Source organism: Pantoea sp. SORGH_AS_0659, assembly GCF_031453915.1.
Taxonomy (GTDB): domain Bacteria; phylum Pseudomonadota; class Gammaproteobacteria; order Enterobacterales; family Enterobacteriaceae; genus Pantoea; species Pantoea leporis.
This window is the reverse complement of the sequence record NZ_JAVJAK010000001.1, coordinates 488,193-507,245: the sequence shown is the minus strand read 5'-3', so window position 1 is coordinate 507,245 and position 19,053 is coordinate 488,193. Positions and strand designations below refer to the sequence as shown.

Annotated in this window: 21 protein-coding genes; 7 read left to right on the top strand and 14 right to left on the bottom strand. The window is 54.6% G+C overall.

Annotation, left to right across the window (positions count from 1 at the left end):
* Positions 1 to 312: 312 nt before the first annotated feature.
* On the top strand, positions 313 to 1,662 hold the full coding sequence (locus Q3H59_RS02580) for a hemolysin family protein (protein WP_101762880.1): 1,350 nt from the start codon (positions 313 to 315) through the stop codon (positions 1,660 to 1,662).
* Between the two features lie 64 nt (positions 1,663 to 1,726).
* Here Q3H59_RS02580 and Q3H59_RS02575 read toward each other — a convergent pair whose 3' ends face one another.
* A complete protein-coding gene (locus Q3H59_RS02575; RefSeq protein ID WP_007892150.1) occupies positions 1,727 to 1,933 on the bottom strand; it encodes a DUF1107 domain-containing protein in 207 nt (68 codons plus the stop codon).
* Positions 1,934 to 2,246: 313 nt separating this feature from the next.
* On the opposite strand from Q3H59_RS02575, the gene Q3H59_RS02570 reads away from it, so the two are divergent.
* Positions 2,247 to 2,810, top strand: a complete 564-nt coding sequence (locus tag Q3H59_RS02570) for a YtfJ family protein (protein ID WP_192236141.1) — start codon at positions 2,247 to 2,249, stop codon at positions 2,808 to 2,810.
* Positions 2,811 to 2,845: 35 nt separating this feature from the next.
* Here Q3H59_RS02570 and cysQ read toward each other — a convergent pair whose 3' ends face one another.
* Positions 2,846 to 3,592: a 3'(2'),5'-bisphosphate nucleotidase CysQ gene (cysQ, locus tag Q3H59_RS02565; RefSeq protein ID WP_309833006.1), complete on the bottom strand. Its 747-nt coding sequence runs from the start codon at positions 3,590 to 3,592 to the stop codon at positions 2,846 to 2,848.
* 293 nt (positions 3,593 to 3,885) lie between these two features.
* On the opposite strand from cysQ, the gene Q3H59_RS02560 reads away from it, so the two are divergent.
* Entirely contained in the window at positions 3,886 to 5,832 is a 1,947-nt protein-coding gene (locus tag Q3H59_RS02560) for a bifunctional 2',3'-cyclic-nucleotide 2'-phosphodiesterase/3'-nucleotidase (protein WP_309833004.1), read from the top strand.
* A 3-nt stretch (positions 5,833 to 5,835) separates the two neighbouring features.
* Here the strand turns inward: Q3H59_RS02560 and Q3H59_RS02555 are convergent, their stop codons facing one another.
* From Q3H59_RS02555 to fklB, 3 genes are all read right to left on the bottom strand, one after another.
* A complete protein-coding gene (locus tag Q3H59_RS02555; RefSeq protein WP_101762876.1) occupies positions 5,836 to 6,141 on the bottom strand; it encodes a type II toxin-antitoxin system RelE/ParE family toxin in 306 nt (101 codons plus the stop codon).
* Complete coding sequence (locus tag Q3H59_RS02550; protein WP_101762875.1) at positions 6,142 to 6,390, bottom strand: type II toxin-antitoxin system Phd/YefM family antitoxin; 249 nt, start codon at positions 6,388 to 6,390, stop codon at positions 6,142 to 6,144.
* 128 nt (positions 6,391 to 6,518) lie between these two features.
* Positions 6,519 to 7,139, bottom strand: coding sequence for an FKBP-type peptidyl-prolyl cis-trans isomerase (gene fklB, locus Q3H59_RS02545; RefSeq protein ID WP_008103590.1), 621 nt, complete (start codon positions 7,137 to 7,139; stop codon positions 6,519 to 6,521).
* A 216-nt stretch (positions 7,140 to 7,355) separates the two neighbouring features.
* Between fklB and Q3H59_RS02540 the strand changes: the two genes are divergently transcribed.
* On the top strand, positions 7,356 to 8,009 hold the full coding sequence (locus tag Q3H59_RS02540; protein ID WP_158238609.1) for a LysM-like peptidoglycan-binding domain-containing protein: 654 nt from the start codon (positions 7,356 to 7,358) through the stop codon (positions 8,007 to 8,009).
* 179 nt (positions 8,010 to 8,188) lie between these two features.
* On the opposite strand, the gene rplI is transcribed toward Q3H59_RS02540, so the two are convergent.
* The 4 genes from rplI to rpsF are packed head-to-tail and all read right to left on the bottom strand — an operon-like array spanning position 8,189 to position 9,629.
* Positions 8,189 to 8,638, bottom strand: a complete 450-nt coding sequence (rplI, locus tag Q3H59_RS02535) for a 50S ribosomal protein L9 (protein WP_008103594.1) — start codon at positions 8,636 to 8,638, stop codon at positions 8,189 to 8,191.
* Positions 8,639 to 8,677: 39 nt separating this feature from the next.
* Positions 8,678 to 8,905 carry a 30S ribosomal protein S18 gene (gene rpsR / locus Q3H59_RS02530; protein WP_002210155.1) on the bottom strand — a complete coding sequence of 76 codons (228 nt, stop codon included), beginning with the start codon at positions 8,903 to 8,905 and terminating at the stop codon, positions 8,678 to 8,680.
* A gap of 4 nt (positions 8,906 to 8,909) precedes the next feature.
* Positions 8,910 to 9,227, bottom strand: a complete 318-nt coding sequence (priB, locus tag Q3H59_RS02525) for a primosomal replication protein N (RefSeq protein WP_007892027.1) — start codon at positions 9,225 to 9,227, stop codon at positions 8,910 to 8,912.
* Positions 9,228 to 9,233: 6 nt separating this feature from the next.
* On the bottom strand, positions 9,234 to 9,629 hold the full coding sequence (gene rpsF / locus Q3H59_RS02520; RefSeq protein ID WP_101762874.1) for a 30S ribosomal protein S6: 396 nt from the start codon (positions 9,627 to 9,629) through the stop codon (positions 9,234 to 9,236).
* A 386-nt stretch (positions 9,630 to 10,015) separates the two neighbouring features.
* Between rpsF and Q3H59_RS02515 the strand changes: the two genes are divergently transcribed.
* Positions 10,016 to 10,225 (top strand): hypothetical protein, encoded by a 210-nt coding sequence (locus Q3H59_RS02515; RefSeq protein ID WP_101762873.1) that lies wholly within the window; start codon positions 10,016 to 10,018, stop codon positions 10,223 to 10,225.
* A 47-nt stretch (positions 10,226 to 10,272) separates the two neighbouring features.
* Here Q3H59_RS02515 and yjfP read toward each other — a convergent pair whose 3' ends face one another.
* On the bottom strand, positions 10,273 to 11,022 hold the full coding sequence (yjfP, locus tag Q3H59_RS02510) for an esterase (RefSeq protein ID WP_309832993.1): 750 nt from the start codon (positions 11,020 to 11,022) through the stop codon (positions 10,273 to 10,275).
* 158 nt (positions 11,023 to 11,180) lie between these two features.
* On the opposite strand from yjfP, the gene Q3H59_RS02505 reads away from it, so the two are divergent.
* A complete protein-coding gene (locus Q3H59_RS02505; RefSeq protein WP_309832991.1) occupies positions 11,181 to 13,112 on the top strand; it encodes a Cache 3/Cache 2 fusion domain-containing protein in 1,932 nt (643 codons plus the stop codon).
* A 54-nt stretch (positions 13,113 to 13,166) separates the two neighbouring features.
* Positions 13,167 to 13,493, top strand: coding sequence for a biofilm peroxide resistance protein BsmA (gene bsmA / locus Q3H59_RS02500; RefSeq protein WP_309832989.1), 327 nt, complete (start codon positions 13,167 to 13,169; stop codon positions 13,491 to 13,493).
* Here the strand turns inward: bsmA and Q3H59_RS02495 are convergent.
* From Q3H59_RS02495 to nsrR, 4 genes are all read right to left on the bottom strand, one after another.
* A complete protein-coding gene (locus tag Q3H59_RS02495; protein WP_309832987.1) occupies positions 13,467 to 15,095 on the bottom strand; it encodes an isovaleryl-CoA dehydrogenase in 1,629 nt (542 codons plus the stop codon). The two genes, bsmA and Q3H59_RS02495, sit on opposite strands and share 27 nt — an antisense overlap.
* An 83-nt stretch (positions 15,096 to 15,178) precedes the next feature.
* Positions 15,179 to 15,913: a 23S rRNA (guanosine(2251)-2'-O)-methyltransferase RlmB gene (rlmB, locus tag Q3H59_RS02490; RefSeq protein WP_309832985.1), complete on the bottom strand. Its 735-nt coding sequence runs from the start codon at positions 15,911 to 15,913 to the stop codon at positions 15,179 to 15,181.
* Positions 15,914 to 16,021: 108 nt separating this feature from the next.
* Positions 16,022 to 18,472, bottom strand: a complete 2,451-nt coding sequence (rnr, locus tag Q3H59_RS02485) for a ribonuclease R (protein ID WP_110867435.1) — start codon at positions 18,470 to 18,472, stop codon at positions 16,022 to 16,024.
* A gap of 16 nt (positions 18,473 to 18,488) precedes the next feature.
* Positions 18,489 to 18,932, bottom strand: coding sequence for a nitric oxide-sensing transcriptional repressor NsrR (gene nsrR / locus Q3H59_RS02480; protein ID WP_008103609.1), 444 nt, complete (start codon positions 18,930 to 18,932; stop codon positions 18,489 to 18,491).
* Between the last annotated feature and the right edge of the window lie 121 nt (positions 18,933 to 19,053).

Here is a 19,053-nt window from a genome sequence, read left to right as displayed (position 1 = left end):
GTGACCTATTGTGGGTAAATGTGCTAAACGATACAACAACCAAGGCGATTCTTGAGCTCGCGAATGACGCTCACTCAGATTAATCCGACCCCCTGATGCGCGCCTATAGCGGCATGATAAGCGCTGCTGCTATAATCAGCGACCAGCAGGCCTCGCCTGCACCCTTTCTGCCCCGACGTTAACCTTATCTTGTCGAAATGGCGCAGACATTTTTGGCACGGATAGCCTGTTTGACTGGCAAGTACCGGACGTACGCCCATTCCCGCGCTGCCCAGGCCAAAAATGACAAGTGATTAACCCAACGGACCTTTTATGCTCGATAGCTTACTTGTCATTCTTTTACTGATAGTCATCAGTTCATTTTTCTCCCTTTCGGAGATCTCGCTGGCCGCCGCCCGTAAGATCAAACTGAAGCTGCTGGCTGACGAAGGCAATATCAATGCCCAGCGCGTGCTGAAGATGCAGGAACAACCTGGCATGTTCTTCACCGTAGTGCAGATTGGCCTGAATGCCGTGGCGATCCTCGGCGGTATCGTCGGCGATGCGGCGTTTTCGCCCGCCTTTAATAGCTTATTCAGCCGCATCATGGCACCCGAATTGGCTGAACAGCTCAGTTTTATCTGCTCCTTCACCATCGTGACCAGCCTGTTCATTCTGTTTGCTGACCTGACGCCAAAACGCGTCGGCATGATTGCACCGGAAGCCGTAGCGTTGCGCATTATCAACCCGATGCGCTTCTGTCTGGTGGTGCTGCGTCCGCTGGTGTGGCTGTTCAACGGCCTGGCGAACGTCTTCTTCCGTCTGTTCAAACTGCCGATGGTGCGTAAAGACGACATCACCTCCGACGATATCTATGCGGTGGTGGAAGCCGGTGCGCTGGCGGGCGTGCTGCGTAAGCAGGAACATGAGCTGATTGAGAACGTGTTTGAGCTGGAATCACGTACCGTGCCGTCATCAATGACCTCGCGCGAGAACGTGGTGTGGTTCGATTTACACGAAGATGAAACCACACTGAAAACCAAAATCGCCCAGCATCCGCACTCGAAATTCATCGTCTGCGATGGCGATATCGACCACATCGTCGGCTATGTCGATTCCAAAGAGCTACTGCTGCGTGTACTCGGCAATCAAAGCCTGACGCTGAACAGCGGCGTACAGATTCGTTCAGCGCTGATTGTGCCGGATACGCTGACGCTTTCTGAAGCGCTGGAGAGCTTCAAAACCGCTGGTGAAGACTTCGCGGTGATCATGAACGAATACGCGCTGGTGGTGGGCATCATTACGCTGAATGATGTGATGACCACGTTGATGGGCGATTTGGTGGGTCAAGGTCAGGAAGAGCAGATTGTCGCGCGCGATGAGAACTCATGGCTGGTCGAAGGCGGCACGCCAATTGATGACGTGATGCGCGTGCTGGATATCGATGATTTCCCGCAGTCTGGCAATTATGAAACCATCGGCGGCTTCATGATGTACATGCTGCGCAAGATTCCGAAGCGTACCGACTTTGTGAAGTTTTCCGGCTACAAGTTTGAAGTGGTGGATATTGATAGCTACCGTATCGACCAGCTGCTGGTTACGCGTATTGATGAACGCCCGCCGGTGCTGAATGTGAACAAAAATACGGTGGATGAATCTGAGTCGTCCCAGGATCGCAATTGATGGCGACAAGCCAACAACCGCACTAAAAACTGAGGGCGCCATCGGCGCCCTTTCTTATGCTTACTTAGTTGTACTCGGCTTGCAGCCGCAGCACCTGGCGATTGATTTCTGACATCACGCTGAGATGCTGTTTATCTTTGACACGCGGCAACATCACTTTGCCCTTATCAAACTCGAACGCGCCCACGTCCTTGATGTACAACCTTCCTCTAAATAGCGTTTTGACATATTTCGCAATTTGCAGCGGATTATAGCGCTGGAAGATCTTCATGCTGTTTAACTCCTAAAATGTTTAATACGCTCCGTCGTCACCAAATTTGGTACGAACCCGTGAAGCGCAAATGAGGCATAACTATAGAGCATCCTTTCTTAGCCGTGTTCCGAAAAGGTGAATTATTTACTGAATTGACACATCATTACAGAATACTCTGTTATCAGCCTCACTAAACCCAGTATAAACCTTCACTCATTATGGAATTGTGGCATAGGTTGCAAACCTGTTAACTCATTGCGACAGACGCATCATCCACGCCTAATATTGCAGGAACATGAACAACTGGTCGGATCACCAAGGAGAGTAATAAATGCGTTTGAGACACACTGTGATAGCACTGGCACTCTTGCTGCCGGGCCTGGCTGCGGCACATGCCTTCAAACTGGGTGAACGCGTGCCAGCCGTTGGCGTTAACGACAAAGGAGAGCTGTTTTATCAACAAGATGAAGATAAGTTTAGCTACAAATCCTGGAATAGCGCGCAGCTAAGCGGAAAAGTTCGCGTTATCCTGCATATTGCCGGGCGCTCTTCTGCTAAAGAGCAGAATGCGGCGTTAATTGAAGCCATCAAAGCTGCGCATCTGCCGCACGATCGTTATCAAACCACCACTATCGTCAATACCGACGATGCGATTCCGGGCACCGGCATGTTCGTGCGCAGCAGCCTTGAGAGCAACAAGCAGCAGTTTCCATGGTCGCAGTTTATCGTCGATAGCAACGGCAGCGCGCGTCAGGCCTGGCAGTTGGAGAAAGGCGGATCCGCGATTGTGGTGCTGGATAACACCGCACATGTGCGCTACGTCAAAGATGGTCCGCTAACGCAGGACGAAGTGCAGCAGGCGATGAAGTTAATTCATGAGTTGTTGCAGAAGTAAGTGGAGGTCGCCGTCAATGGCGACCCGATGAAATCTTAAAACAGCGAAACGCGGAAACCGGGATTAAGGAAAGATTCTCGCGGCGTGTAATCCAGCGTTTTCCCCTGCCAGTCATGCACATGCGCACCAGCCGCAATCGCCACCGCATGGCCTGCGCCGGTATCCCAGATGTTAGTGGGCCCGAAGCGCGGATAGAGTTGCGCGCTGCCTTCAGCTACCAGACAGAACTTCAGCGATGAACCAATCGCGGTGGTTTGATGCTCGCCGAGCTGGTGCAAATACTCCTGCAACTCGGTATCGCTCTCAAAATGCGAACGGCTAACCACCACTAACGGTGGACGCGCTTCACGCGCATGAATTTGCGTCTGCTGGCCGTTCTCTTCTTTCCAGGCTTTACCCTCAGCCGCCGAGTACATCACGCCTAGCACGGGCGCATACACCACGCCCAATACCGGTTTGCCATTTTCGATCAGCGCAATGTTGACCGTAAACTCGCCGTTGCGCTTGATGAACTCTTTGGTACCATCCAGCGGATCGACCAGCCAGTATTTCTGCCAGTGCTGACGCACGTCCCAGCTCGGGGGATCCTCTTCAGATAGCACCGGCACCCCCAGCGAAAGCGCCGTCAGACCTTGCACAATCACGCGATGCGCCGCGAGATCGGCCGCGGTAACGGGAGAATCATCCGACTTGCGGGTCACGTCAACCGGCTCTGCGCCGTTATATACCTGCATAATGGCATCGCCCGCATCGCGCGCCAGCTGACAAATTTTATCTAACATTCTTTACCTCTTTTCCGCTGATTCTGCCTGTCAGACACCAACTGCCAATCTGTCCTTATTTTAGCAGTTGTCATTCAACAGCCTGCGACTGTGCTGTCTGCTACGGCAATCTATTTGAATATCAATACCATAGTTCATCATCGGCGGCTATGGCGGGATGCTGAATGCGCTTTTGGCGCGGCCCGGCGGGAGATATTGGATGAAAGTCCGAGCTTCATCACAAATTGAAATGATAATTCGTCATGGTTTTACATTATTTTGAGAGGCCCATTGGACCGAACAAGGAGCAAGCGATGTTCAAAGCGAGCATGTCGTTATTGGCACTCTGTATAACTGCCGCCACGGTACAGGCTGCTACGGTGGATCTGCGCATTCTGGAAACCACCGATCTGCACAGCAATATGATGGATTTCGATTATTACAAAGATACGCCGACGGAGAAATTTGGCCTGGTACGCACCGCCACCTTAATTCAGCAGGCCCGCGCGCAAGCGAAGAACAGCGTGCTGGTCGATAACGGCGATATTATTCAGGGCAGTCCGCTGGGCGATTACATGGCGGCGAAAGGGCTAAAACCGGGCGAAGTTCATCCGGTATATAAGGCGATGAATACGCTGGATTACGCGGTCGGAAACCTCGGTAATCATGAGTTCAATTACGGTTTACCTTATCTGCAAAAAGCGCTGGCCGGCGCGCGTTTCCCTTACGTCAACGCCAACATAATCGATGAAAAGAGCGGAAAACCGCTGTTTACGCCCTACTTAATCAAGGAAACCACCGTTACAGACCGTGACGGTAAGCCGCATACGCTGAAAATTGGTTACATCGGCTTCGTTCCCCCGCAGATTATGGTTTGGGATCGCAACAATCTGCAGGGAAAAGTGCGGGTTGATGACATCACTGAAACAGCGAAGCGCTATGTGCCGGAAATGCGCGCAAAAGGTGCTGAAATAATCATCGCTATTCCGCACTCCGGTTTGAGCAGTGAACCCTATCATGCCATGGCCGAAAATTCGGTCTATTACCTCAGCCAGGTTGCTGGCATCAACGCCATCATGTTCGGTCACGCTCACGCGGTCTTCCCGAGCAAAGAGTTTGCGGCAATTAAAGGCGCTGATATCGCCCAGGGCACACTTAACGGTATTCCGGCGGTGATGCCCGGTATGTGGGGCGATCATCTGGGTGTGGTCGATCTGGTGCTGAATAACGAGGGCGGCAAATGGCAGGTTGCGCAGGGCAAAGCCGAGGCACGTCCAATTTATGACAGCGCGGCGAAAAAATCGCTGGCTGCCGAAGATGCCGATCTGGTGAAAGTGCTGGAGCAGGCTCACCGCGCCACGCGCGATTTTGTTGCCAAACCGATCGGTAAATCCGCCGACGTGATGTACAGCTATTTGTCGCTGGTGCAGGACGATCCCACGGTGCAGATCGTTAACAACGCACAGCGCGCTTACGTCGAACACTTTATTCAGGGCGATCCTGATCTTGGCCGCTTGCCGGTGCTCTCCGCCGCCGCGCCGTTTAAAGCTGGCGGCCGCAAAAACGATCCCGCCAGCTATGTCGAAGTGGAGAAAGGTAACCTCACTTTCCGTAACGCCGCCGATCTCTATCTCTACCCCAATACGCTGGTGGTGATGAAAGTCAGCGGTGCACAGGTGAAAGAGTGGCTGGAGTGTTCAGCCGCGCAGTTTAATCAAATCGATCCGCACAGTAGCAAACCGCAAGCGCTGATTAACTGGGATTTCCGTACCTATAACTTCGATGTGATCGATGGCGTGCAGTATCAAATCGATGTCACGCAGCCGGCGCGCTATGACGCAGAGTGCTCGCTGATCAACAAGGGGGCTTCGCGCATTAAGGATCTCACATGGCAAGGCAAACCTATTGATCCTCAGGCCCGTTTCCTGGTCGCCACCAATAACTATCGCGCTTATGGCGGCAAGTTTGCCGGCACCGGCGATAAGTATGTCGCCTTCGCGTCGCCGGATGAGAACCGCTCGGTGGTTGCCGCCTATATCAGCAGCGAAACCAAAGCGCACGGCGAAGTGAAACCGCAGGCCGATCACAACTGGCGTTTAGCGCCGATTAACAGCAGCACGCCGCTGGATATCCGTTTTGAGACCGCGCCTGGCGCGAAAGCAACGAAGTTTATCGAGCAGCACGCCGATTACCCGATGAAAGCGGTGGGCAGCGATGAGATAGGTTTTGCGTTGTGGCAGGTGGATTTGCAGAAGAAATAGTTGTTATAAGCGGGTTGCCAGATGCGTAGCTGGCACCCTGCTCTGATGTAATACCGCCAAAATAATAATGCCTTTCTGGCCTGGCTGGTAATAAACCATGTGGCTAACATAGGGAAAGCTGAGCACACCTTCTGCAACATCCAGCGCTCTGCTTTTTCCCAATGCCGGCATTTCTGCCAGCGTGCGTAACGTCTCCTGCAAACGCCTTAAATAGATTTTTGATTGCGCATCACCCCAGTTCTGCATAGTGAACCGGCGAATATCGACAAGATCCTGTCGCGCTTCATCCGTAAGCTGATAATTAGCCATTTAATCCAGCAGTTGGTCGAAAAAGGTTTCACCATCGGTCAGTTGTCCGTTGGCAATATCATTTCTGGCTCGGGCAATTTTTTCCTGCAAAAATTGCTGCTTCATGGCCTCTATCGCCTGATACTCCTCAGCGGAGATGACCACTGCTACCGGCTTTCCATTACGGCTAATCTGGACCGGCTCACGCTGCGCTTTCAGCAGCATATCGCCAAATTGGGTTTTGGCTTCGTTGGCGGAAAGTGAATGCATACCGCACCTTTCGTGTGAATCGTTCGATTCGCACATTATATACGCTGATTAATTTAAAACCAGCTTGTTCTACAGATATAAAAAAACCGGCACGATCGTGTGCCGGTTTTGAGAATCAACTTGGCGACTTACAGAATTTCCAGCAGTTCAACTTCGAAGATCAGGGTGCTGAATGGCGGGATGGAGGCGCCAGCACCGCGCTCGCCGTAAGCGAGGTTGTGTGGAATCGCCAGTTCCCACTTGGAACCGACCGGCATCAGCGTCAGCGCTTCGATCCAACCGGCGATTACGCCGCTAACCGGGAATTCTGCGGGTTCGCCACGCGCGACTGAGCTGTCGAATACGGTGCCATCGATCAGTTTGCCGGTGTAATGCACGCGCACACGATCCTGACGTGAAGGAATTGGACCTTCGCCCTGCGTGATGACGCTGAACTGCAGACCGGTTTCGGTGCTGCTTACGCCTTCGCGCTGTGCGTTCTGCTCAAGGAAAGTCTGACCTTCTGCCGCCATCGCTTCTACACGCTCACGACGCACGCCTTCAGCGCGCTCGTGCACTTCACGCAGTGCGCGATGTACCACGTCAACCGGGACGGCCGGTGAGTTCCCTTCCAACGCGTCGCGCAGGCCGGCGAGCAGTGCTTCTGGCTGCAGACCCTGCAGTCCAGACTCTTGCAGCTGCTGGCCTACCTGTAAACCGATACCGTAACTTGCTTGTGATTCGACGCTGTCGAATGAAGGGGTCGTCATCTTGATTCCTTAATCCCGGAGAAAAATAGAACCGGCAGCATACCAGCGCGGGCGGCTGGCGTAAAATCTCACGCGCCGCAGATGACATTTCCCGGCGAAACGGAAACAATACAGCGGTCAAATTTTTCAATGCTGTTAGGCACTTCCTGTCAGCATTGCTCATACTATAGCTGTGGCGAGGTTTTCACCCGCCACCGTCGGAACAAGAGAGAATACATGGGCCAGATCGCCCCACGACGTCGCAGGACGCGCGCACCGCGTACTTTATTACCTTGGTTGCAACGTTGGCTGCCGCGCATTCCGCGCCAGGCCGCCAGCGAGGAGGATTCACGAATGGCTTCCGATCACCCTTCCCGCGTTCCCGCCGCACTACAGCGCGTCTGGCATTTGCTGGATGATGTGCGCTGGATGGATCCGCTACCCGCTTTGCATCGTCGCGGCATCGTCATTGCCCTGCTGGTGCTGCTGCTGGCGTTTCTCTGGCCGAGCAGCACGCCGCAATATCCGGTTGAGCGTCCGGCGGACACTGGCGCTAAAGAAGTGCCGATGCAGGCGGAGATTTACGACAATAATCAACAGCAAAACACGCCGGCGAAAACCGATTCGCAGGGCGAGTGGCGCACCTATAATGTGGCATCAGGCCAGACACTGGCACAGCTGTTCCGCGACAATAATTTGCCGGTGAATGATGTGTTTGCCATGGCGCGAGTCGAAGGTGATGGGCAGCCGCTGAGTGCGTTACAGAATGGTCAGCAGGTGAAGATTCGTCAGAACGCGCAAGGCGTGGTGACCGGTTTAACGGTGGATGGCAGTAACGGTCCGGTGCTGTTTACGCGCCAGCCAGATGGCAGCTTTATCCGCGCTCAGTAAAACGCAGAAACAAAAACGCCGGCACATGGCCGGCGTTTTCGCATTACCGAGTATACTCGTCATAATCCAAGTTACAGATGCGTTGGCTACGCTCATTCACCCCTGTCACTTACCGAAGTAAGCTCAGGGGATTCATTCCCTTGCCGCCTTCCTGCACCTTGAATTATTTAGAGTAACAATTACTCAGCAACTACATTCACAACCAGTTTAGCGAAGACTTCGCTATGGATCTGGAAGTCAACTTCGTGCTCACCGGTGGTGCGCAGTACGCCTTCTGGAAGACGAACTTCGCTTTTAGCCACTTCAACGCCAGCTGCAGTTACTGCATCAGCGATGTCACGGGTACCGATGGAACCGAACAGCTTACCAGCGTCGCCTGATTTAGACGCGATGGTTACGTTGCCCAGTGCGTTGATTTTCTCTGCACGTGCGTTAGCGGCAGCCAGAACGTCAGCCAGTTTGGCTTCCAGTTCAGCGCGACGTGTTTCGAAGAACTCAACGTTTTTCTTGGTAGCAGGAACAGCTTTACCCTGTGGAACCAGGAAGTTACGAGCGTAGCCCGCTTTAACGTTAACCTGATCACCCAGGCTGCCCAGGTTTGCTACTTTATCAAGCAGAATAACTTGCATTACCTTATCCTCTTAAAGTCGTTAATGGACAACTACCGATTACTGATGACGATCAGTGTACGGAAGCAGGGACAGGTAGCGAGCGCGCTTGATGCAACGAGCGAGCTGGCGCTGGTATTTTGCACGAGTACCGGTAATACGGCTCGGGACAATTTTACCGCTTTCGGTAATGTAGTTTTTCAGTGTAGCGATATCTTTGTAATCAATCTCTACAACGCCTTCCGCGGTGAAACGGCAGAACTTGCGACGACGGAAATAACGTGCCATTTGGCTAGTCTCCAGAATCTATCAAATCAATCTGCTCGGCATGTAACACCATTCTGCTCTGACCATTGCGTGCCTGATGGCAGCTAATAAAGCCTTCGAGAGTGAGTTGCGTGCCGACCGTTATATGTTGAGTAATCACCTGATGGGTGCTGCCGCTGATAATCACCGGCATTTGACACCAGGCTTGCCGGTGGAAACCGGCTTCCTCTTGCACAGAACGATGCTCAAGCACGAACTGGCAATGAGGAATCCCTGACGGACTGACTTTTCGAACCGGCGTCTTGCACACAGTGCCAGACAGGCGCAGTCGATTTGCCGTCATGTCGGATTACTCTTCAGAATCCCCAGCATCTGAGTCATCAGCCGATTCGTTAGCAAAGTCTTCGCGGCGATCACGACGCTCATCTTTAGCTTTAACCATCGGAGATGCTTCAGTTACCGCGTGCTTAACGCGCATAACCATGCTGCGGATAACGGCGTCGTTGAAGCGGAAGTTAGTTTCCAGCTCGTCAATCACTTCCTGCGGCGCTTCTACGTTCATCAGAACATAGTGAGCTTTGTGCAGTTTGTTGATTGGGTAAGCCAGCTGACGGCGGCCCCAGTCTTCCAGACGGTGAATCGTGCCCTGTGCACCGGTGATAGCACCAGTGTAACGCTCGATCATACCTGGAACCTGTTCGCTCTGGTCAGGGTGGACCATAAATACGATTTCGTAATGACGCATCGATAGCTCCTTACGGATTATTCAGCCTCCTGTCAGGGTCAGCTGCGGCCCACGGAAGCAAGGAACGTTATAGGTTGCGAATCATTTAAAAAATGAAACACACCTCTGAATGCAGCTGAAAAATTGACGCGTAATCATACTGGCGTCCTTGCGGAAACTCAAGCGCACAATTCATCAAATGGCGACTAGCGTGCCAGCTGATGCGGCTTTTTGTGCTAAGTGAAATGCATCAGTGAGTTAGAGAAGGTTTTATCAAATTCTCTGAAGAAGGCGTTCAAAGGGACGATCTGGCGGCAAATTGGTTAAGAACTACACTGTTTACAGGCGCAACGAATTCCGCTTTTCGCCGCGTCTGAGAGTGCAATCCCTGGAGTGAGGAGTCGATAATGAAAACGATCATTTTCGCCACTTTACTGGGTCTCTTCCTGTCTACACCCGCTCTTGCCAGCTCCGCTGACTTCGCGCAGCAGATGAGAAGTCACAGCAGCAACGCGGCATCAGGCTATGTCTACGTCAATCGGCTGGATGCGCCTGCAAGCAGTAACCCAGTCAGTGCCAATACCAGCGCCGCCGAACGGTTGTCATCACAACTCTGATTCGGCAACCTAAACGGGCTGGCGCCAATCACGCCAACCCGCATTTTTTATAAATGATGTTTAAAGAAACTGACCAGCGCCGTCAGGGCCGCAGGCGTGATTTTATGGCCGATGTTTTTTTCAGATAGCGTGGTCACATGGTGATCGAGTTCTGTCTCGCCTAAGGCTTTCTGCAAACGCGCCGTTTCAGCAAAGGGCACCACTTCATCCGCTTCGCCGTGCCACAACAGCAAAGGTCGATTCGCCAGTTTCTCAAGCTGTTCGCTGGGATCGTAAGGCGCCAGCGGTGCTAAACGCGCGGCAAAAGCCTCTTTCTGCTCTGGCGTGCGCGCCACCAGCGGCGGAAACAGCGTATGACTCAGCTGCATGAAATAGCCGGAACCCATCAAACACGCCACGCTGTGAATCTGTGGATAGCGTGCCATCGCGCCCAGCGCGGTCATGCCGCCCATTGAGGCGCCCGCCACGGCAAAACGTTCATCCGCAATCCAGTCGTTATCGCGCAGCGCCTTTTCCAGCAACGGCACTTCATCGATGTTCTGTTTAAGGATCTCCCAGAAGTGGGTCATCCGCGCGTCGGTATCACCGTTGTAACGTGCGCCGTGCATGTCCGCATCGGGCATAATCACGCGGAAACCTGCCTGCGCCAGCGCCACGGCAAAGTAGCTGTAAACCTCTTTCGATGAGGTAAAACCGTGATAGAACAACACCGTCGGCAAGCGCGCCTGGCGCTGCCCGGCCGGTGATGCGTGGATACATTCAATGCCTGCCAGATTCTCCGTTGCCAACTCGATCATACCGCCTCCATTGAGAATGATTATCACTGGACTCAGTGTAAGTGCTGCCTGACAAAATGCGAGCCACTTCACATTAAGTTTGAATAATTTCTGCCCTAAACATTTAGCCCACTTTGCCGTTGATCTTGTACCCCTTCAATAATCTCAAAAGGTACTTTATGAAGCGTCTTTCTCTCAGCGCCATGGGTCTCGGAATCAAGCTGTCTGTATTGACGTCTTTGAGCGTGGCAATTGTGCTATTTACGCTGACCTTGACCCTGAGCCATAACGCGGCACGTCAGCTGGAGCAGCTGGCAACCGATGATATGCAGAATCAGGTGCAAGGCATTAATGAAATGGCCACCATGTTCAACGCCACGCTGTCGGAAGAGGTGGCAAATTACACCAAACTGTTCCAAAGCTTCCTGCCAAAACGTTTTAGTCGTGACGACAGCGAACGTGTGCAGGTAGGTGAATTCAGCACGCCAACGCTGCGAGCGGGATTGAAAACCCTCAACCTCGATCAGATCGCGGTAGATGATTTTCTCGATCGTACTGGTGCGGTATCCACCATCTTCGTGCGTGACGGCGAAGATTACATCCGCATCGCCACCTCGCTGAAAAAAGAGGATGGCAGCCGCGCGGTGGGCACCAAACTGGATCGCAGCAGCGCCGCCTGGCGCAGCGTCAATCAGGGCACGGTCTATCGCGGCCTGGCGACGCTGTTTGGCCATCGTTACATTACGCAGTATCAGCCGGTGCAGGATAGCAGCGGCGCGGTGATCGCTATTCTGTTCGTCGGGGTACAGATCGACGCGCAGTACGCGCTGATGCGTGACAAAGTGCTGGCGCGCCATCTTGGTGACAGCGGCACCTTCTCGGTGTTGAATGGGACGCCGGGCAGCAGCCAGGGCCAATATCTGTTTGATCGTCACGCTGAAGGCAAACTGCCGCGCTGGGATAACGCCACGCAGCAGCAATTGCTTAGCCAGCCGAAGGGATTAGTGGCGATTGAACTGGATGGCGAAACCAGACTGCTGGCGTGGCAGCAGTTGCCAGGCTGGAACTGGATCATCGCCGGTGAAGTGAGCCGTGCCAGCCTGCTGGCGCCAATCACGCACAGCCGTAACCTGTTTATGGCGATTGGCCTGGCGCTGGTGATCGCGTTTGCCATTGGCTTTATGTGGTACAGCCGCCGTGCCATCACGCGTCCGCTGCAGCAGGTGATCCATCTGGCAGAACAGTACGCCGCTGGTAATCTGCAGGCACATCTCGACTCTTCACGTCGTGATGAGATTGGTCAGTTGGTCAGCGCGATCAACGGCATTGGCGATGGACTGGAGAAAGTCGTTAGTCAGGTACGTTCGGCGGCGCGGGAAATCAGTAGCGGCACCGATACCATCGCCGCCAGCAGCTCCAGCATCAGCGAGCAGATTGGCCGTCAGGCCAGCAGCGTGGAAGAAACCTCGGCCAGCATGGAGCAGTTTGGCGCCACCGTGGCGCAAACCGCTGCCAACGTGCGGCAGGCGATGGCGCTGGTCGGTGAAGCGGCTAATACCGTGAATCACGGCGGCAGCACCGTGGCACGTTCGGTGGAAACCATGTCGGAGATTCGCGTGGCGTCGCAGAGCATCGCCGATATCACCCATGTGATTGAGTCGATCGCCTTCCAGACCAACATTCTGGCGCTTAATGCCGCGGTTGAAGCCGCTCGCGCCGGTGAACACGGTAAAGGCTTTGCGGTGGTCGCGGCGGAAGTGCGCGCGCTGGCACAGCGAAGTGCTACGGCAGCCAAAGAGATTGATGGGTTGATTGCCAGCTCCATCGATAAAGTGGCGGCCGGCCATACGTTATCTGAGCAGACGCGCGATGCAATGAGCCATATCGTCAATCACATCGAGCAGGTTAAAACGCTGATGGGTGAGATCAATATTGCCGCGCAGGAACAGGCGGCGGGCATTGGTCAGGTGAATCTGGCGATGAATCACATCAGCCAGGCCACGCATCAAAGCAGCGATATGATTAACCAGTCAGAAACCACCGCCAATCATCTGAGTAAGAAAGGGCATCATCTGACGCAACTGGTGAGCATTTTTCATTTGAAAGACTAAAAGCCACAGGAAGATGGCTTACACTTGAGCCATCTTCCTGCTTCAGGAGTTGCTATGCGTACTCTCTATTTGGCCTTAACGCTGCTGCTCAGCGGCTGCGCCGCTTTCACCACCACGCCACAAGCTCCGCCGCCGCCCACGCAGCTCGCGCAGGAGATTTCACGCGCGCAGAGTATTGGCCTGCCGAAGCTCGGCACTATCACCACCACCACACGCGGCTCGCCGGATGATGCGCAGCGCGCTATTGCCGCGAAAGCCAACCAGGCGGGGGCGGTTTACTATCAAATTCTGATGCTGGATGAAACCACCCTTCCCAGCTTCTGGTACGCCACTGCCATTCTGTATGGCGCGCCGTCAACCGGCGCTGCAGCGCAACAGTAAGCGCGCGCAGAGATCGTCGCTTAATGCCCGTGTGCCGCGCAGATCAAGCTGCTGCTGACACCAGCCATCGGCCAGCGGCGGCTCTGCCACTTTCAGCAAAATCGCGGCACTCGCCAGCTGCAGTAATTCGCGCGTAATTTCGCGTGCCTGCCCTTCGCGCGGGTTCGCGAGCTGCAAGCGTAATTGCCGCCAGCGGCGATCAAAGTGACGATTACTGCCCTTCACCGCCTCAAACTCATCATGCAGCATGGTCATCACCTCGGCGTGACGTCCGAGCACCCGCAGGACATCCAGGCACATCACATTGCCGGCGCCTTCCCAGATGCTATTCACTGGCATCTCACGATAAAGACGCGGCAGCTCGCTCTCTTCGCAATAGCCAATGCCGCCCAACACTTCCATCGCTTCTGCCACAAAAGGCATGCCCGCCTGGCAGATCACATATTTGGCGGCGGGTGTGAACAGGCGTGCGTATAAGCGCTCATGTTCGCTGGCCGGTGTTGACCAGGCGCGCGCCAGCCGCAGCAGCAGTGCGGTTTGCCCTTCCAGCTGTAGCGCCTGTTGCGCCAGCACCGCGCGCATCAGTGGTTGATCGATAAGGTTCTTGCCCATCACCTGACGCTGCTGCGCATGATGCACGGCAATCGACAGCGCACGGCGCATCTGTCCGTGGCTGCCCAGCGCGCAGTCGAAGCGCGTCATGCCGCCCATCTTGAGGATCAGCCGCACACCTTCGCCCTCTTCGCCCATCAGCCAGCCGATAGCGTCCTGAAATTCCACCTCCGCACTGGCGTTGGAGCGATTGCCGAGCTTGTCTTTAAGGCGTTCGATGCGAATGGCGTTGCGCGTGCCGTCCGGCAGCAAGCGTGGCAGGAAGAAGCAACTCAATCCCTGTGACGTTTGCGCCAGAATCAGATGCGCATCGCTTTGCGGGACCGAGAAAAACCATTTATGGCCGGTGATGCGATACGCTTCGCCCGCCCCGCGCACGCCGAGCGGTTCGGCGCGTGTGGTGTTGCTCAACACATCGGTGCCGCCCTGTTTTTCCGTCATGCCCATGCCAATCAGCAGGCCGCGTTTCTTATTGCCCGGCAGATGATGCGCATCGTACCGATCGCTGAGCAGCGCTTCGCGCCAGTCAGCGTAGGGTTCAGGCAGATGATTTTGCAGCAGCGGAATGGCGGCGTGCGTCATGGTCACCGGACAGAGCGAGCCGGCTTCCACTTGGGCATGCAGGATGAATCGTGCGGCACGCGCCACCATCGCCTGTGGCTGCACGTCGGGCTGCCAGCTGAGATTGTGTAGCCGGCTGGCGCACAATCCCTGCATCAGCAGATGCCAGGCGGGATGAAAACGCACTTCGTCGAGGCGTTCGCCGCGCGCGTTGTAGCGCAGCAGTTCCGGCGCTTCGACGTTAGCTAAGCGGCCTAGTTCAAGGGATTCGGCACTGCCGAGTTGCAGGCCGACGGAAGCCAGCCATTCGCGATCCCAGCTTGCGCCTTCGCGTGCAACGGCCTCGCACAGGGCGATATCGCGCGTGAACAGGTTGCTGTTGCTGAGCGGATGGGGCTGATTGAATACGGTGTGAGTGGTCCAAATCATATAACGTCCTCCTCATACTCATTTTTCAAGTATGAAGAGGATGTGCAGTTATGCCTGGCCTGGAAAATTTTTTGCGGTGGGGATCACGCCTGACGCTGACGTACGGCTTCAAACAAGCACACGCCGGTGGCAACTGACACGTTGAGTGACGAGACGCTGCCTGCCATTGGGATGCTGATCAGCTCATTGCAATGCTCACGCGTTAAACGACGCATGCCTTCACCTTCTGCGCCCATCACCAGCGCCATTGGGCCGGTCATTTTGCTCTGGTAAACGGTGTGATCGGCTTCGCCTGCGGTGCCCACCACCCAGATGTTGTATTCCTGCAGCAAGCGCAAGGTACGCGCCAGGTTGGTGACGCGAATCAACGGCACGTTTTCCGCTGCGCCGCTGGCCACTTTCTTCGCGGTGGCATTCAACGGTGCTGCACGGTCTTTTGGCACGATGACCGCATGCACGCCCGCGGCATCCGCGCTGCGCAGGCAAGCACCAAGGTTGTGCGGATCGGTAACGCCATCCAGCACCAGCAGGAACGGCTTCTCAAGGCTCTGCAGCAGATCCGGTAAATCACCCTCCTGATACTGCTTGCCCGGCTTCACGCGCGCCACGATGCCCTGATGCACGCCGCCTTCAACCTGGCTATCGAGCCATTGACGGTTCGCCACCTGCACCGGGATTCCCTGAGCTTCCAGTGCGAGGATCAGCGGCTGCAGGCGACGATCGTCGCGGCCTTTAAGGATAAAGACTTCCTGAAAACGCTGAGGATCGCGCTCCAGCAGCGCCTGCACGCTATGAATACCAAAAATTATTTCACTCATTACTTTGCTCAAGGTTGGATTTAGATCGTTGAATACGGAGATTCAGGTGCGCATGAATGCGCACCCTACAACGGTTTCGTCAGGTCGCCCTGCAAGGCGACCAAACTATCAGGCTTCGTCAGGCTGCTTCTTCGACGCGCGCTTAGACTTGGTGGCGGCGGCGATTTTACGGGTTTTCTCGGAGACTTTTTTGCCTTTTTTCTCGGTTTTAGCCGGTTTTTCAGCAACCGCAGTCTTTTTCTTTTCGCCGCGGAACGCTGAATCAGGTTCGAAAGTGCCCTTCTTGCCGGCATCACGACGACGCTTGGCTGGCGGTTTGCCACCGCGTTTCTCGCGCTCACGTTCGGTTTTGCCTTCGCCGCGCGGTACACGCTTGCTGGAGATCAGCGCGAAGTCGATTTTACGCTCGTCCATATGCACGGCTTCAACGCGCACTTCCACCGCATCGCCCAGACGATAAGTACGGCCGCCGGATTCACCAATCAGACGCTGACCCACCGCATCGAAGCGATAATAGTCGTTATCCAGCGAGGAAACGTGCACCAAACCATCGATAAACAGTTCGTTAAGACGCACGAAGAAACCAAAGCCGGTCACACTGGAGATCACGCCGTTGAACACGTTGCCGACCTGATCCTGCATGAAGTCACACTTCAGCCAATCGGCAACATCGCGCGTGGCTTCATCAGCACGGCGCTCGGTCAGTGAACAGTGCTGGCCCAGCTGCAGCATCTGCTGCATGTCGTAGTGATAGCCGCCGGTCGGCGTGGTGATGCCGTCCACTTCGCCGCGCTCTTTTGCCAGCAGATATTTGATGGCGCGATGCAACAGCAAATCCGGATAGCGGCGAATCGGCGAGGTGAAGTGCGCGTACGACGCCAGCGCCAGGCCGAAGTGACCCCGGTTTTCAGGATCGTAAACCGCCTGTTTCATCGAACGCAGCAGCATGGTTTGCAGCATTTCTGCGTCTGGCCGATCGGCCACTTGCTTCAGCAAGGCGGCATAATCGGTCGGGTGTGGCTTAGTGCCACCCGGCAGGCTTAAGCCCAGCTCGTTCAATACGGTACGGAAGCTTTTGATGCTGTCTTCGCTTGGACGATCGTGATCGCGGAACAGCGCAGGCTCTTCATTTTTCTCAACAAAACGCGCTGAGGCGATATTGGCGAGAATCATACACTCTTCAATCAGCTTATGCGCATCATTGCGTGACGTGCGCTCAACGCGCTCAATGCGACGCTCGGCGTTGAAGATGAACTTGGGTTCATCGGTCTCAAACGAAATGCCGCCACGCTGCTCGCGCGCGGTTTCCAGCACCTGATACATGTTGTGCAACTCGTGCAGATGAGGAACCTGCGCCGCGTATTGTTCACGCAGATCGGCATCACCTTGCAGAATGTTCCACACTTTGTTGTAGGTCAGTCGCGCATGGGAATTCATCACCGCTTCATAGTGTTTGAAACCGGTAAGTTTGCCGCTGGAGGAGATGGTCATCTCACACACCATGCACAAACGATCAACCTGCGGATTCAGCGAGCACAAGCCGTTGGAGAGAATCTCCGGCAGCATCGGGATAACCTGCGACGGGAAATAGACCGAGGTGCCGCGCTGATGCGCTTCATCGTCCAGCGGCGTGCCCGGACGTACGTAATAGCTGACGTCGGCAATGGCCACCCATAAACGCCAGCCACCGCCGCGCTTCTTCTCGCAGAAAACCGCATCATCAAAGTCACGCGCATCTTCACCATCAATGGTGACCAGCGGCAACTTACGTAAATCAACACGTCCCAGCTTCGCTTCTTCCGGTACTTCTTCTTTCAGCTTAGCGATCTGCTTCTCAACTTCTTCCGGCCATGTGTGCGGGATTTCATGGGTGCGCACCGCCATATCGACCGCAAGGCTGGTGCCCATATCGTCACCCAGCAGCTCGGTCACTTTGCCGATCGCTTTGGTGCGACGCGTCGCACGTTGGGTGATTTCAACCACCACCACTGAACCCATACGCGCGTTAAGCGTTTCTTCTTGCGGGATCAGGATGTCGAAACTCAGGCGGCTGTCATCCGGCACCACAAAACCGGTACCTGCATCGGTAAAGTAGCGGCCGACGATCTGGCTGTTACGTGGCTCAAGCACGCGCACCACGCGCGCTTCACGACGACCTTTACGATCGGCGCTGCCTGGCTGCGCCAGAATCACGTCGCCGTGCAGGCAGAATTTCATCTGCTCAGCTGAGAGATAGAAATCATCTTTCTGACCTTCTACGCGCAGGAAGCCATAGCCATCGCGATGGCCAATCACTTTACCGCGAAGCAGATCAAGACGTTCTGGCAGGGCGTAACATTGACGGCGAGTAAACACCAGCTGGCCATCGCGCTCCATGGCGCGCAGTCGACGACGCAGCGCTTCCAGCTGCTCTTCGCTGGTGATATTCAATTCCTGCGCGATGTCATCGCGGCTGGTCGGCTTTTCGCGTTTTTCCAGCAGTGCCAGAATAAATTCGCGGCTTGGAATTGGGTTTTCGTATTTTTCAGCTTCTCTATCCTGATAAGGATCTTTTGACATTACGGTTCCTCCGATGTCATTTAATTTGGATTGCCACCGGCGGTTCGGACAATAAAAGTTGGTACAGCGAATCGTTATCTTTGACCAAATCGGCCAGCGTATACTTGTCCAGTTCCTTGAGGAATAGCTGGACCGCATCGTGCAATGCTTTACGCAAACGACAGGCTGGCGTGATCACACACTCGTCGCAGTTCACGAGCTGCAATGGCTCCATTCTTCGCACCACATCGCCAATGACGATTTTTTCCGGGTCCATGCCTAAACGAATTCCGCCGTTTTTACCGCGTGTTGCGGCGACAAAGCCAGCCCGGCTAAGTTGATTGATGATTTTAACCATATGGTTACGCGACACCCCGTAGGTATCGGTGACTTCGGTAATGTTGGTCTGCTTACCTTCCGGTAACGTCGCCATGTAAATCAGGGCACGCAGACCATAATCGGTAAAACTTGTTAGCTGCACATATACCTCAGTGAATCATCGAACGTTATGGTTATGCGCCGGTCGGCGTGATGTTTAAATATGATGATAAACCAGAGCGTGGTGGCCGGTGCGTTTTTTTCCGGCAAGTATCGATATTTGC

Bases quoted from the DNA above. Each gene is read 5' to 3' on its own strand.
- rnr (WP_110867435.1), bottom strand. From the start codon at position 18,472: ATGTCAAAAGATCCTTATCAGGATAGAGAAGCTGAAAAATACGAAAAC.
- cysQ (WP_309833006.1), bottom strand. From the start codon at position 3,592: ATGTTAGATAAAATTTGTCAGCTGGCGCGCGATGCGGGCGATGCCATT.
- rlmB (WP_309832985.1), bottom strand. From the start codon at position 15,913: ATGAGTGAAATAATTTTTGGTATTCATAGCGTGCAGGCGCTGCTGGAG.
- Q3H59_RS02575 (WP_007892150.1), bottom strand. From the start codon at position 1,933: ATGAAGATCTTCCAGCGCTATAATCCGCTGCAAATTGCGAAATATGTC.
- Q3H59_RS02495 (WP_309832987.1), bottom strand. From the start codon at position 15,095: ATGATTTGGACCACTCACACCGTATTCAATCAGCCCCATCCGCTCAGC.
- Q3H59_RS02540 (WP_158238609.1), top strand. From the start codon at position 7,356: ATGGGCCAGATCGCCCCACGACGTCGCAGGACGCGCGCACCGCGTACT.
- Q3H59_RS02505 (WP_309832991.1), top strand. From the start codon at position 11,181: ATGAAGCGTCTTTCTCTCAGCGCCATGGGTCTCGGAATCAAGCTGTCT.
- Q3H59_RS02580 (WP_101762880.1), top strand. From the start codon at position 313: ATGCTCGATAGCTTACTTGTCATTCTTTTACTGATAGTCATCAGTTCA.
- rpsR (WP_002210155.1), bottom strand. From the start codon at position 8,905: ATGGCACGTTATTTCCGTCGTCGCAAGTTCTGCCGTTTCACCGCGGAA.
- priB (WP_007892027.1), bottom strand. From the start codon at position 9,227: ATGACGGCAAATCGACTGCGCCTGTCTGGCACTGTGTGCAAGACGCCG.
- Q3H59_RS02560 (WP_309833004.1), top strand. From the start codon at position 3,886: ATGTTCAAAGCGAGCATGTCGTTATTGGCACTCTGTATAACTGCCGCC.
- yjfP (WP_309832993.1), bottom strand. From the start codon at position 11,022: ATGATCGAGTTGGCAACGGAGAATCTGGCAGGCATTGAATGTATCCAC.
- Q3H59_RS02550 (WP_101762875.1), bottom strand. From the start codon at position 6,390: ATGCATTCACTTTCCGCCAACGAAGCCAAAACCCAATTTGGCGATATG.
- Q3H59_RS02515 (WP_101762873.1), top strand. From the start codon at position 10,016: ATGAAAACGATCATTTTCGCCACTTTACTGGGTCTCTTCCTGTCTACA.
- rplI (WP_008103594.1), bottom strand. From the start codon at position 8,638: ATGCAAGTTATTCTGCTTGATAAAGTAGCAAACCTGGGCAGCCTGGGT.
- Q3H59_RS02555 (WP_101762876.1), bottom strand. From the start codon at position 6,141: ATGGCTAATTATCAGCTTACGGATGAAGCGCGACAGGATCTTGTCGAT.
- bsmA (WP_309832989.1), top strand. From the start codon at position 13,167: ATGCGTACTCTCTATTTGGCCTTAACGCTGCTGCTCAGCGGCTGCGCC.
- fklB (WP_008103590.1), bottom strand. From the start codon at position 7,139: ATGACGACCCCTTCATTCGACAGCGTCGAATCACAAGCAAGTTACGGT.
- rpsF (WP_101762874.1), bottom strand. From the start codon at position 9,629: ATGCGTCATTACGAAATCGTATTTATGGTCCACCCTGACCAGAGCGAA.
- Q3H59_RS02570 (WP_192236141.1), top strand. From the start codon at position 2,247: ATGCGTTTGAGACACACTGTGATAGCACTGGCACTCTTGCTGCCGGGC.